At 72.3% G+C, this 12948-nt stretch carries 12 protein-coding genes and 1 tRNA gene; 6 read left to right on the top strand and 7 right to left on the bottom strand.

Annotated features, from left to right (window positions below):
• Positions 1-71: 71 nt before the first annotated feature.
• Positions 72-662: an RNA pyrophosphohydrolase gene (locus FQY79_RS09435; protein WP_146312671.1), complete on the bottom strand. Its 591-nt coding sequence runs from the start codon at positions 660-662 to the stop codon at positions 72-74.
• A gap of 148 nt (positions 663-810) precedes the next feature.
• Between FQY79_RS09435 and FQY79_RS09430 the strand changes: the two genes are divergently transcribed.
• The 3 genes from FQY79_RS09430 to FQY79_RS09420 all read left to right on the top strand — a co-directional run bounded on the left by FQY79_RS09430 (position 811) and on the right by FQY79_RS09420 (position 4179).
• Positions 811-887, top strand: a tRNA-Met gene (locus FQY79_RS09430).
• Positions 888-996: 109 nt separating this feature from the next.
• The gene (locus FQY79_RS09425) at positions 997-1671 is read left to right on the top strand and encodes a DUF998 domain-containing protein (protein WP_146312670.1); all 675 of its coding nucleotides are present in this window, start codon (positions 997-999) and stop codon (positions 1669-1671) included.
• A 237-nt stretch (positions 1672-1908) separates the two neighbouring features.
• Positions 1909-4179, top strand: coding sequence for an HzsA-related protein (locus FQY79_RS09420; RefSeq protein WP_146312669.1), 2271 nt, complete (start codon positions 1909-1911; stop codon positions 4177-4179).
• 39 nt (positions 4180-4218) lie between these two features.
• Here FQY79_RS09420 and FQY79_RS09415 read toward each other — a convergent pair whose 3' ends face one another.
• Entirely contained in the window at positions 4219-4617 is a 399-nt protein-coding gene (locus tag FQY79_RS09415) for a hypothetical protein (RefSeq protein WP_146312668.1), read from the bottom strand.
• 209 nt (positions 4618-4826) lie between these two features.
• On the opposite strand from FQY79_RS09415, the gene FQY79_RS09410 reads away from it, so the two are divergent.
• Together FQY79_RS09410 and FQY79_RS09405 are read left to right on the top strand one after the other, a co-directional pair.
• Entirely contained in the window at positions 4827-5039 is a 213-nt protein-coding gene (locus FQY79_RS09410; RefSeq protein WP_146312667.1) for a hypothetical protein, read from the top strand.
• 37 nt (positions 5040-5076) lie between these two features.
• Positions 5077-5862, top strand: a complete 786-nt coding sequence (locus tag FQY79_RS09405) for a hypothetical protein (protein WP_146312666.1) — start codon at positions 5077-5079, stop codon at positions 5860-5862.
• Between the two features lie 38 nt (positions 5863-5900).
• Here the strand turns inward: FQY79_RS09405 and FQY79_RS09400 are convergent, their stop codons facing one another.
• Entirely contained in the window at positions 5901-6572 is a 672-nt protein-coding gene (locus FQY79_RS09400; protein WP_146312665.1) for an SDR family oxidoreductase, read from the bottom strand.
• 551 nt (positions 6573-7123) lie between these two features.
• Positions 7124-8704 (bottom strand): tannase/feruloyl esterase family alpha/beta hydrolase, encoded by a 1581-nt coding sequence (locus tag FQY79_RS09395; protein WP_146312664.1) that lies wholly within the window; start codon positions 8702-8704, stop codon positions 7124-7126.
• A gap of 138 nt (positions 8705-8842) precedes the next feature.
• Between FQY79_RS09395 and FQY79_RS09390 the strand changes: the two genes are divergently transcribed.
• Positions 8843-9298 carry an SRPBCC family protein gene (locus FQY79_RS09390; protein WP_222434273.1) on the top strand — a complete coding sequence of 152 codons (456 nt, stop codon included), beginning with the start codon at positions 8843-8845 and terminating at the stop codon, positions 9296-9298.
• 171 nt (positions 9299-9469) lie between these two features.
• Here the strand turns inward: FQY79_RS09390 and ahr are convergent, their stop codons facing one another.
• From ahr to FQY79_RS09375, 3 genes are all read right to left on the bottom strand, one after another.
• The gene (gene ahr, locus FQY79_RS09385) at positions 9470-10486 is read right to left on the bottom strand and encodes an NADPH-dependent aldehyde reductase Ahr (RefSeq protein WP_146312662.1); all 1017 of its coding nucleotides are present in this window, start codon (positions 10484-10486) and stop codon (positions 9470-9472) included.
• Between the two features lie 27 nt (positions 10487-10513).
• The gene (locus FQY79_RS09380; protein WP_246123070.1) at positions 10514-11755 is read right to left on the bottom strand and encodes a GGDEF domain-containing protein; all 1242 of its coding nucleotides are present in this window, start codon (positions 11753-11755) and stop codon (positions 10514-10516) included.
• 220 nt (positions 11756-11975) lie between these two features.
• On the bottom strand, positions 11976-12773 hold the full coding sequence (locus tag FQY79_RS09375) for a type I restriction enzyme HsdR N-terminal domain-containing protein (RefSeq protein ID WP_146312661.1): 798 nt from the start codon (positions 12771-12773) through the stop codon (positions 11976-11978).
• Positions 12774-12948 lie beyond the last annotated feature (175 nt).

Genomic DNA, 12948 nt, shown 5'->3' with positions numbered 1-12948 from the left:
CCGGCACACCGCCGGCCCGGACGGTCGCCCGGATCCCATGGAAAATCAGGTGATTGACCGGTTCAGGTAGTTCAGTCGGTCTGGTCGCGGACCGGATGGCGCGCGTGCCCGCCGACCCGGCGCCGTGGCCGCCGGCGGCTGCGCTCGAACAGGTCGGCGGCCGCCGCGGGGATCGCCTGCGGGCCGGCGACCTGGCGCGCGAACGGTGCCAGGTGGCGCAGTGCGCTGGCATAGACCCCGCGCTTGAACGTCACCACGTGTTTCACCGGGTACCAGAAGTCGACCCAGCGCCAGTGGTCGAACTCGGGCTTGGGGGTCAGGTCCAGGCGCAGGTCGCTTTCCTGCCCGGTGAACTGCAGCAGGTACCAGACCTGCTTCTGGCCGATGCACACCACCTTGTCGTTGCGCCGGATGGCGTTGCGCGGCAGCCGGTAGCGCAACCAGCCCGGGGTCACGCCGAGCACGGCCACGTGCTCGGGCAGCAGGCCGGTCTCCTCGCGCAGTTCGCGGTACATCGCCTCGATCGGCGTCTCGTCGCTGTTCATCCCGCCCTGCGGGAACTGCCAGCCGTCGCGGCGCACCCGCCGCGCCCAGAAGACGCGGCCGTCCGGGTGCATCAGCACGATGCCCACGTTGGGGCGGTAACCGTCCGGATCGATCACGATGCGGACTCCAGAAATCCACTGCGTCCGACTCTGCCACGGGCGCGGTGAAACTTCCAATCCGGCCCCGGCGGCCGCGCCGGCGTTGACGGCGGCCGCGGCGGCATCGACAATAACCGGCTCGCCGCCGCGTGGGCGCGATCGATCTGGCTATGTAGCTCAGCCGGTTAGAGCACAGCACTCATAATGCTGGGGTCGGTGGTTCGAGTCCACCCATAGCCACCATGCCGCCGCGGCCGTCGCGGCGGTTCCGGTACCGCACGAAGGGCCGCACGAAGGGCCACGGAACGCGGCGCCGGGGCGCACCCACGCCACGCCCGGTCCGCCGCCGACGATGCCCGATTCCCCGTCCGCCCCGCTCTGGCCCCGCCTGGCCCTGGCCGGGCTGGCCGTGTTCGTGCTGGCAGCGCTGGCCCTGCACCTGCTGCGGCCGGACCTGGATCCGGTGCGGCACCAGATGAGCCTGTACCTGATCGGCCCCTGGGGCCCGCTGCTGCAGGGCGCGTACCTGGCGCTGGCGATGGCCATGCTCGGCCTGGCCTGGGGACTGTACCGCAGCGCGCCCGCGCCGGCGCGCAGCGCCGCGCCACTGCTGGCCTTCGCGCTGGCGGGCGCGGGGCTGTCCACCACGGCCTATGCCTGGATGGACATACCCGGCACCGACCGCACCCTGGAAGGCCTGGTGCACGGCATCAGCGCCCAGGGCGCGTTCCTGTTCGCGACCACCGGCCTGGTGCTGCAGTCGCTGCGCCTGCGGCACGATCCCCGCTGGCGGGCCCCGGCACGCTGGCTGCTGCCCTGGGCGCTGGCCTGCTTCGCGGCGGTCTGGGTGCTGGCGTTGTGGCGCGAACTGCCGCGTGGCCTGGCGCAGAAGGCGGTGATCGCCATGATCGTGGGCTGGCTGGCCGCGACCGCGGGCCTGCTGCTGGCCCGATCCCGGCCGCGCGGGCCCGGCGCGCACCCCGGCCACCTCGGGAGTCGTTCCACAGGACCGGACCGCACCGGCTGAAACCGTGCCCTACTGCGCATTGCAAGCGCAGTTCCGTGCGACCTGTCACTGTGCGAGCGACGAATTCGCCGGGAAAACCGACCGTTCAGCTTCCAGTTACCTGAACGGGATCAAGAATCCTCGCCCGGGGGATCCAGACAACACGTCGCTGACGTCGACCGACAGGCCGGCGGGGTCATCCCTGCCGCCGCGGGCGGCGCGCGGCCCCGTCCGCCTGCTTCCCCGGTCGCCCTGTCCATGATCCATTCCGCCCTTTCCTCCCGCCGCGCCGGCCTCCGCGCCGGGACGTGCCTGGCCGCCACCCTGTTCCTGGCCGCGTGCGGCGCCGGGCTCCAGCCCCCCCAGGCGGACGCCGGGCAGGTGGAGGAGGACGAGGCACTGGCCGCGTCGGCGCTGGTCGCGGTGGCCGGGGCGCCACGCGCGATGGCCGCGGCCGCGCCCAAGGCGGTGACGGTGCAGAACCCGATCCTGTTCGTGACCCAGGTGCCGCTCGCCGGCGATCCCTTCGGCAGCCGCGTCTCCTCCTTCGCCAACCACTTCCCCGACATCAAGGCGGTGCCGCGCGGGGGCGACCTGATGATCCGTTACCCCGACGGCACCCTGCGCAACCTCACCCGCGAAGCCGGCTACGGCATGGACGGCCAGCAGGGCGCGAACGCCATCGCGGTGCGCGAGCCGACGGTGCACTGGAGCGGCAGCAAGGCCGTCTTCAGCATGGTGGTCGGTGCCCCGGAGCGCCAGCACGGGGCCGACAACGCCAAGTGGCAGCTGTACGAGGTGACCGGACTGGGCCGTGGCGAGACCGCGCGGATCACCAAGGTCCCCCGCCAGCCCACCGGCTACAACAACATCTCGCCGGTCTACGCCAGCGACGACCGGATCCTGTTCACCTCCGACCGCCCGCGCAACGGCCAGGCCCACCTGTACCCGCAGCTGGACGAGTACGAGAGCACCGAGACCGTCACCGGCATCTTCAGCCTGGACCCGTCAAGCGGCGAACTGCGGGTGCTCAACCACTCGCCCAGCGGCGCCTTCTCGCCCACGATCGACAGTCATGGCCGGGTGGTGTTCACCCGCTGGGACCACCTGCAGCGCGACCAGCAGAACTATTCGGCCTTCCGCCCGGTGACCTATGCCAACGAGGCCAGCAACGCGCCACGCCTGGCCAACAACGACGAGAGCTTCCCCGAGCCGCGCGAGCGTTCGAGCACGGACGCCTACGGCCAGGTCAACGGCTTCACCTACAACCTGTTCACGCCCTGGCAGATGAACCAGGACGGCACCGACGAGTTGAGCCTCAACCACATCGGGCGCCACGAGCTGTCCTTCAACTACCTGCCGCGCACGTTCACCGGCGACGGTGCGCTGGCCGACACCGTCAACGCCTCGCTGATCGCCAACCGCACCGAGATCGACATCGACTCGGGCCTGTTCAACCTGCGCGAGGACCCGCGCAACCCCGGGATCTTCTACGCCGTCCACGCCAACGAATTCGGCGAGGGCGCCTCGGGCCGGATCGTGCGCGTGACCGGCGCGCCGACCCTCACCGCCGACCAGATGACCATCACCCCGGTCTCGGCCGGCAGCGGCCGGTTCCGCAACCCGCTGCCGCTGTCTTCGGGCCACTTCGTCGCCGCCTACACCCCGAGCGCGCGCTTCCAGAGCGGCATCGAACTGCGCCTGCACCAGCTCCAGACCGACGCCAGCGGCCGCCTGGCCGCCGGCGACCCGCTGACCCCGGGCATCCGCAAGTCGGTGAGCTGGTGGGATCCGGCCAGCCGCCGGACCTACGACGGCCTGCTGTGGGAACTCGAACCGGTGGAGGTGGTGGCGCGCCCGCGTCCGCCGGCGCCGACCGCGCAGCTCGACGCGCCCGAGCGCGCGGTGCTGGCCGAGGAACTGGTCAACGAGGCCGCCCTGCGCCAGTGGATGAAGGCGCGCGGCCTGGCCCTGGTGGTGGTCCGCAACCAGACCAGCCGCGACCGGGCCGACCGCCAGCAGCCGTTCAACCTGCAGGTGCCCGGCGGCGTGAAGACCACCAACGGCAACGGCCGGCTGTATTCGATCTCGCACTTCCAGGTCTTCCAGGGCAACCAGGTGCGTGCCTACGACAATTTCCGCCGCGGCCGGCGGGTGCTGGCGCAGCCGATGTCGGTGCAGGGCAACCCGGCCAACCCGGGCGGGCCGGCGGGCAGCGTGGCGATCGCGCGCGACGGCTCGTCGGCCGCGTTCGTCCCGGCCAGCCAGGCGCTGACCTGGCAGACCACCGATCCCGACGGCGAAGCGGTCGTGCGCGAACGCGTGTGGGTGACAATGCAGCCGGGCGAGATCCGCACCTGCACCGGCTGCCACGGCGAGAACACGTACAACCAGGCCGGCGCCGCCGCATCGCGCAACAAGCCCGAAGCCCTGCGCGCCCTGCTCAGGCACTGGAAGCAGGACGACGCCGGCGGCGGCTCGGTGCCGCGCCGGCGCAATGGCTCCAGTCCGCTCTCGCCCGGCACCTGAATCCTGCGGCCGGGCGCGGCGCCGGGGGTCGTGCCCGGCTCAGCCCGGCGCGGGCTCCGATCCGGCGCTCTCGCCGTAGCTCAGCCACAGGCTGGCGCTCTTGCGGTCGGAGAACACCTGCGCCTCCAGCCCCGACTCGAGCGCCTGCAGCACGCAGTACTCCACCGTGCCCAGCCCGTGCGGCTTGACGTGGGCGATGCGCAGGTTGGCCAGGTCCGCCCCCACCTCGTCCACCACCGTGCGCCACTGCCCGGCGTCGAGCGACGGGCCCTGCAGCTCGTCGATCAGCAGCAGCTCGCGCGCGGGCTGGGCGCGCAGCGCCTCGGCGATCGTGCGCCAGTAGGCCAGGGTGTTGTCGAAGGTGCTCGAACCGGTGACGTGCGCAGTGAGCCGTCCACCGGACTCCCGGTGCAGCCGGGTCCGGACATCGCCATCCATTACGGGTCGTTCTCCACACTTGCTGCGGGACCGGTACCGGCCGTACCGGGGCGGGCGCGAACGCCAGTCCCCGTGACGCGCCCCTCCCCCCGCGAACACTGTCCGCCGGATCGTAGCCCATTCCGCGCGGCCGGTGGCCGGCCGGTGGTCACGCCCGGATCACCGCCGCGCCGCCATGCTGGCGCTCCCTTCCGCACCCGGAGGCGACCATGTCGATCCTCAAGCTGCTCGCTGCCGGCGTCCTCGGCGCCGTCGCCTGGCGCGCCTGGCAGCGGCACCAGGCCCACCGCGCGCCCATGCCCGCCGACGACGGCCAGCGCACTGCGCCGCATGGCGACCCGATCCTGGCCGGCGAGCGCATCGACGCCACGCCCCCGCTGCGCCCGGCCGCCCAGGCCAGCCGCGGCTTCGGCGACGCCTGACCCGCGCGCCGTTCTCCCCATCGCCCGGACGGCTCCGATGCGCATCCTGGTGCTGCTGGCCGCCCTCGCCATGCCACTCGTGGCCTGGCTGTCGAACGCGGGTGCCTTCGGTCCGGACAACGGCACCGTGTCCGGCCGCTACCCCACCCTGCTGGTCGCGGCCGGCTATGCGTTCTCGATCTGGGGCCTGGTGTTCCTGCTCGACCTGGCCTATGCGGCCTGGCAGGCGACCGGCTGGCGCCGGCGCGACCCGACCCTGGCGCGGGCCGCGCCCTGGGCGGCCTGCGGCTTCGTCCTCACCACGGCGTGGATGCCGCTGTTCTCGCAGGAGTGGTTCTGGCTCTGCCTGGCGGTGATCTTCGGCGCGACGGCGTGCCTGGCGCGCTGTGCGCTGCTGCTGTCACGCGAACGCCTGGCCGGCGGGCGTCCGCTGGGCTGGGCCTGGGCGCCGCTGTCGCTGCACGCGGGCTGGCTCACGCTGGCGGCGTTCCTCAACCTCGCCCAGGTGATCGTGGCCTACGAACTGCTGCCGAGCGACCGCCAGCTGCCGTGGTCGCTGGTGCTGTGGGCGGCGGCGGCCGCCACGCTGCTGGTCCTCAACCACCGCATGCGCGGCAACCTGGCCTATGTCGCCGCGGTGCTGTGGGGCCTGGTAGCGGTGGCCGTGAGGCAGTGGGGGCATGCCCTGCCCGGCGCGGACACGTCGGCCTGGATCGCGGCGGGCCTGGCGGTCGTGCTCGCGGCGCAGACGGCAGTGCTTCGCCATCGGCGCGGCGGCCGGCATACGCTTCCCGCGCGCCCTCTCTCGCCTGTGGGCAAGTAGCCGCGCGGAGCCGCTGAGCGCCCCACGCGGCGTTCGCGCTACCAGGGCAGCGGCGTGCCGTTCGCGTGCCAGAACGTGCCGGTGTCGGCCAGTGTGAGGCCGTCCAGCCGCTGGATGAGGTTGGCCGCGGCCTCGTCGGGGCCGATGTCGCCCTGGCCGCCGAGCATGTCGGTGGCAACGCGACCGGGATGCAGCAGGCACACGGCGATGCCGCGCGGGGCGAGATCCACCGCCAGCGACTTGCCGATCGCGTTCACCGCCGCCTTCGAGGCGCGGTAGCCGTAGTAGGCGCCCGAGCCGTTGTCGGCGATCGAGCCCATGCGGCTGGTGACGATGCCGATCCTGGCGCCGTCGGCCAGGCGGTCCTGCAGCGCCGCGGCCACGCGCAGCGGGCCGAGGGTGTTGACCTCGAATTGGCGCTGGATGCGCGCGAACGCGTCGGCGTCGAGCGCGTCGAGGGTTTCGTTGGTGAAGATGCCGGCGTTGAGCACCAGGCCGTCGATGCGCGCCTGGCCGATCCGCGACGGCAGGGCGGCCACGGCATCGGCGTCGGAAACGTCCACGCCGTCGACCACGGTCGCACCGGTCTCGACCAGCGCCTGGCTCGGCTTGCGGCACACGCCGATGACGGTGTCGCCGCGCGCGGCGAGCTGCTTCGACAGCGACAGTCCGATGCCACGATTGGCGCCGGTGATCAGCCAGGTAGCCATGGATGCACTCCAGACAGGTGGGGGCATCCATTCTAGGCAAGCCGGTACTGCGGACATGGCGTGGGGCGGTTCCGGAACAGACCGTCCGACCGGCGCCATGGTTGGCGTCTCGGCCGACGCGCAGGCCAACGTGCGGACGAGCGTGTGCGCTGTGCGGTCTTTGCTGCATGCCCCCACCCCAACCCTCCCCCGCGCGCGGGGGAGGGGGCTGTCCGCTGCGGCGGTGGCACGCAGGCACGGCGATCTTGCATGGGCGCGGCGCTGCTCCTCCCCCCGCTTGCGGGGGGAGGCCGGGAGGGGGGCGCTCCAGATCGGGCCGCGGCCAGGGATGCCCCCACCCCAACCCTCCCCCGCGCGCGGGGGAGGGGGCTGTCCGCTGCGGCGGTGGTGGCACGCAGGCACGGCGATCTTGCGTGGGCGCGGCACTGCTCCTCCCCCCGCTTGCGGGGGGAGGCCGGGAGGGGGGCGCTCCAGATCGGGCCGCGGCCAGGGATGCCCCCACCCCAACCCTCCCCCGCAAGCGGGGGAGGGAGTCGGCGTTGCGATGCGTGCTACTGCGTGGGGCGGCAGGCGTAGCTGTCGGGCGAAGCGGGATCGCCGCCCAGGTAGTGGGCGTGGGTCGGATACGGGCACAGCGGGCGACGGCCTTCCAGCGATGCCCCTTCGGCCAGGATGCGGTCGGGCGCGCGGCCCTGCTCCACCCAGTCCACCAGGGCCGTGAGCAGGTCGGCCTGGTCGCGCGCGGTGCCGCCGCCGCAATGGCCCATGCCGGGCACCAGGTACAGGCGGCTGGCCCCGGCCCAGGCCTGTTCGCCGTTCGCCGCTTCGGCGCGCAGGAAATAGTCCAGCGTGTCCCAGGCCGAGAACCACGGATCGCTCATGCCGTGGGTGTAGATCACCTTCCCGCCGCGGCCCAGGAAGGTGCCCAGGTTGGTCCACGTGGCGGTATCGGTGAGCATCTGCACCGCGTCGGCGCGCACCTTGCGCGCCTGCGCGTCGACGTCGAAACCGTCCGCCGCCGGCATCACCGCGGCGAGGATGTCCGGGCCGTCGCTGGGCAGGAAGCCCGGAATGCCGGGGCCTTCGTGGACGATGCCCGTGTCGTAGGGAAAGTCGACGTACAGCGGCGCGCCGGACGCGTCGCGCGGCGCCCTGAACGCATCGGTGAGCGCGGCGACCTGGGCGGCGTCGAGGCAGTCGGCCCGCTTGTCGCCCGGGCACTGCAGCCGCGCCGGTTCGAACCGGCAGCCCAGGGCGTCCTCGATCACGCCGTCGGCCAGCCCGTCGAGCGCGTCGCACTGCGCCAGCAGGCCGTCGAGCACCAGGCGCTTGTCGTCCGCGCCGAAGGTGCGCGCCAGCTGCGGCCGGCCATCGGCGTCGCGCGGCGCGGCCCTGGCGAAGACCGCACGCGCATGGGCCAGCGCCAGGTTGGAGAAGCCCGTGCGCATGGCCGGCGCCGTCACCAGCGCGCCGTCGAACAGTTCCGGCCAGCGCTGGGTGGCGAGCATCGCCTCGCGCCCGCCGGTGGAGCAGCCGGCGATATAGGCATGCCGCGGCGCGGCGCCGTAATAGCGCTCGACCAGCAGCAGCGCCGCCTGCGTGATGGTGCCTACCGATGCGTGCGCGAAGTCCAGCGCGGCGCGCTGGTCCTGCATGAACGAGGCATCGAAGCCCTCGCCACGATGGCCGCTGTCGGTCGATACCACCGCGAAGCCGCGCGCCAGCGCCGGCACGTCGCCGGCCCCGGTGGCCCCCAGCGGCGGGGCGATCGAGCCGTTGAGTCCGCCGCCGCCCTGGAACAGGAAGCGTCCGTTCCAGTCGTCGGGCAGGGCGAGTTCGAAGCCGATGCCGTAGCGCACGCCGCCGGCACCGGTACGGTCGTTGATCCGTCCGTGCACCTTGCAGTGCGCCGGCAGCGCCACCGGGATCGGCGGCAGGTATGGCTGCGCGCGCACGCTGCCGGGCGCGGCGGCCGGCACGCGCCCGGCGGCGGTCACCACCAGGTCAAGCCGCGCGTCGCGCATGCCGGCGAGCGCCGCGCAGGCGTCCTGGCCGCCCGCGGCCGCAGGGCCGGCAGCCACGATGCCACCGAACAGGAACAGGCCCGCAAGCGCGCCGCCGAAGATCCGCATCCGTCCACTCCCCGTTGGCCCGGGTCCGCCGGGCGACGCACGGCATCTTAGCCGGCGGCAGCGCGGACAACTTCCATGGCATGCTTCGCCACGTTGCGCCCGGACCGCAACCGGGCGCGCCCACCAGGAGGCCCGATCGTGAGCGATGTCGTCGTCCATGCGCAGATGCTCGTCCGCAGGCCGGTCGCCGAGGTCTTCGAAGCCTTCGTCGACCCGGCCATCACCACGCATTTCTGGTTCAGCAAGGGCAGCGACCGGCTCGGCCCGGGCAAACGGGTGCGCTGGGACTGGGAGATGTTCGGCGTGGGCGACACACTGGTCGTCCGCGAGTTCGAGCAGGACCGGAAGCTGCGCATCCAGTGGGACAGCGACGCCACCGAGGTGGAATGGACCTTCGAGTCCCGCGGCGACGACGCGACCCTGGTCCGGATCGCCACCCGCGGCTTCCGCGGGGACGGTGGCGAACTGCTGGCGCAGGCGGTGGACGCGAAAGGCGGCTACACGATGGTCCTGGCCGGCCTCAAGGCCTGGTTGGAACACGGGATCGAGCTGGGCCTGGTCCACGACCAGTTCCCCGACGGCTGCCCCGGGTAGGCGGCGCCCGTACGGGTCGGCCCGGCCACGCGGCGTGCGGCGCGGACGTTCGCGGCAGCGCCCGTCCCCACGGCCGGGCCGCACCGCATCACAACCAGCGGACGCCGCGTATCGCCCCGCTGGCGGTCCCGCCGCGGACGTGGCCACCCGGCACCAGCGGGGCGACCGGCCTCAGAAATCGGCGTCGAGCACGATCCGGTAGCGCGCCTTGCCGGCGCGCAGGTGGTCGAGCGCCTCGTTGACCCGGCTCATCGGGAAGTGCTCGGTCTGCGGCGCCACGCCATGGCGGGCGGCGAAGCCGAGCATGCTGTCGATCGCGCCGCGCGAGCCGGTGGGCGAACCGGACAGCGACTTCTGCCCGCCGATCAGCCCGAACGCCGGCACCGCGATCGGCTCCAGCGGCACGCCCACCACGTGCAGGCGGCCCTTCGGCGCCAGCGCGTTGAGCAGGCCGGGCCAGTCCAGCGACACGTTGACCGTGTCGATGATCAGGTCGAAGGCCCCGGTGAGCTGCTTCAGCGCCGCGGCGTCGCCGGTGGTCACCACGCGGTGCGCGCCGAACGCACGCGCTTCCTCCTCCTTCGAGACGCTGGTGGTGAACGCGGTGACCTCGCAGCCCCAGGCCCGGCAGAACTTCAGCGCCATGTGACCCAGGCCGCCGATCCCGACCACCGCGACCCGCGCGGTGGGCGGAATGCCCAGCTCGCGCAGCGGCGCGAACACGGTGATGCCGCCGCACAGGAGCGGTCCGGACTCGGCCGCGTCCAGCCCGTCGGGCAGGGGCGCCACCCACACCCAGTGCGCGCGTACCTTCTCGGCGAAACCGCCATGGCGTCCGCCGATGGTCGCCTGCACCTCGCGGCACAGGTGCTGGTCGCCGGCCAGGCAGGCGTCGCAGTGCAGGCAGCTGCGCGCGTTCCAGCCCAGGCCCACGCGCTGCCCCAGCGCCACGCCCCTGGCGTTCGGTCCCAGCGCGGTCACCCGCCCCACCACCTCGTGGCCGGGCACGAACGGGTAGGCGGTGAAGCCCCATTCGTTGTCCAGCATCGACAGGTCGGAGTGGCACAGCCCGCAGTGCTCGACGGTGATCTCCACCTCCTCGTCGCCCAGCGGGCCGGGGTCGTACTCGAACGGTTCCAGCGGGGCGCCGGCCCTCGGCGCCGCCCAGGCGCGGTAGCGGGTACTCATGCCAGTTCCTGCAAGTGGAGGAGACCATCAAGATACGCCGCCGGGTTCCCGCTCGTACATGCCGCCGGCCGCGGCTCCCCGCCCGGCAGGCGCCGGATCACCCTCCCCGTCCGCCCGCCCGAGCACGGTCGTGTTGCGGCCGGCCGCCTTGGCCGCGTACAGCGCCTGGTCGGCCTGGTACAGCGCGTCGGCGCGCGACTGGTCCGGCCGCGGGACCACCACGTGCAGGCCGATGCTCAGGGTGAGCCGGCCGGCGTCGCTGCCGGCGTGCGGCACGCCCAGCGCGGCGATGTCGGCATGGATGGCGTCCGCGGCGGCACGCGCCGCGCCGGCGGTCGCGCCGTACCACACGCAGACGAACTCCTCGCCGCCCAGCCGCGCCACCAGGTCGCCGGAGCCGCTGGCGTGGCGCGCCAGCACCTGCGCCACCGCGCGCAGCACGCGGTCGCCGGCCGGGTGTCCGTAGCGGTCGTTGTAGGCCTTGAACCAGTCCACGTCGACCAGGGCGATGGCCAACGGACGCCGCTCCGCCGAGGCCTGCTTCCAGGCCGCCTCGATGCGCTCGGAGAAGTCGCGGCGGTTGGGCAGCCCGGTCAGGAAATCCACGTGCGCCATGCCGCGCAGCTGGCGCGCGACCAGGAAGTTGCCACGCGCCTCCTGGTCCAGGATCCAGGCGGTGACCATGCCGATCACGTTGGTGGTGACGATGAACAGCGTGCGCGCCTGCAGCGCGTCCGGCGGCAGCCCGGCCCAGGCCTCGGCCAGCGGATAGGCGACGCAGATCGTGGTGCCGCAGGCCACCGCCGTGCGCAGGCGCACCGCGCCGCAGCCGTAGACGTACATCAGCAGCAGCACGCCCTCGTAGTCCACCGGCATGCCGAGCACGCGCGTGCGCACGACCAGCACCACCGCGCCGAGCCCCGCGTTGAGGCAGGCCCAGCCGGCCAGCAGGTGCAGCACCCGGCCCGACTGCACGCGCAGCGAGGCCAGCAGGGCCAGCAGCGGCGGCAGCACCATCAGCCCGATCCGCATCGCCAGCACCTCGGCCAGGATCGCGCGCGGCATCATCACCACGTCCAGCACCGCGTAGACCCCCAGCACCACCACGGCCGCGCCCATCGCCCAGCGCAACCGCGGCTTGAGCGCGGTGTCCTGGAAGACGCGGTATTCGGCTTCCATCCGGGGCGGGAAGCGGCGCAGCACGCCATGGCGGGTCGTGGGCGCCAGCGGATCGCCGCCGGGGTGGGTGCGCGGTGCTGTGGTGACCATCGGGTGGGCCGTTGGAGATCAGCCTGCGCCCGGCGGGCGGGACTTCTCGGCCACGATTGACGGCAGCGGGCGGCGGGACTTGAACCTTGCGTATGGTGATGCACCGGCAGCGCCGTGTGCCTTCGTGTCGTATACCCCGGCCCTGGACCCGCCGCGGGGCGCCCGGCGCCATACTGGGCCGGGTCACCCCAATCCTGGGATTGCAGGCCGCGGACTAGCCTTACACGGCTTCCTGCTCATCCTGTGTCACGCCGGCTACCCGCGTCTGCTTTTTGGCACGTAATGCCCGGCCTGAGGCCTTGGCGATCCGCTTACGCGCTTCGACCGCGCGCTCGCCCTCGGTGACGTCTCGCTTCAGCACCTCGTTGACCAGCACGTCCCTGATCTGCTCGACCTCGATCTTGACGTTGGGCGAGAGCCGGCGCAGCTCCCTGCGGATCACATCGACAACCACGTCCGACTGCACCATGGCCCCCACATAGAAGCGGGATAGCGCCTGCCTCTGGCTGCGATACTCGCCAAGCACGGACCGTTGCCACCCTTCCTTGCACCAGAGAAAGAGACGCTCAAGATCGCCTTTTGACCGGGAATTGATCGCACTGAAGTCGATCTCGACCAGAAGCTCTTGGTCGATCGGCTTTGCGAAGATGATGTGGTAGACGCGCCAGATGATTCCATTCGTGAGCAGAACCCAATCGACGCCTTGGTTCGCGGCGTAGTCGACCGCTTGCTTCACGTGGATGTCTTTCAGGTCTAACCCGATTGCCTTCACTTCAATCAAGGTCTCAAGCTGCCCGTCCAACTTGATGGCAAGGTCACAGTAAGTCCCGCGAATGGCGTACTCGGACGTGACGTCCGCGTACTTGTCGTAGCCGAAGACGTCGGCGAGCATGTCTTTGACGATGGTGACGGTGTCCGACTCCCCGACGTCCCGCGACCGCGCGGCGGCAAGGATGGGCTGGTATCGCTTGATGCCCGCAACCAGGCGCTCTGCAACCCGCTTGGGTACCTGTGCCATTTTTCTCCCCTTTCTCCCTTCCCCAAAGGAACCCAGAACATAGCACCGAAGCCCACGGGAAGGCGGGATCAGCCGTCGCCTTTCGGGCCGTCTCGCCCTGGTCGTGGGGGCGGCTTCCCGCTAACCTGGCGCGCCATACGCCCTTGGGGGAGATAGACGTGGCGACGGGAGCAGA

Source organism: Luteimonas wenzhouensis (assembly GCF_007859305.1).
Classification (GTDB): Bacteria; Pseudomonadota; Gammaproteobacteria; order Xanthomonadales; family Xanthomonadaceae; genus Luteimonas; species Luteimonas wenzhouensis.
This window is presented reverse-complemented; position numbering and strand designations above follow the sequence as displayed.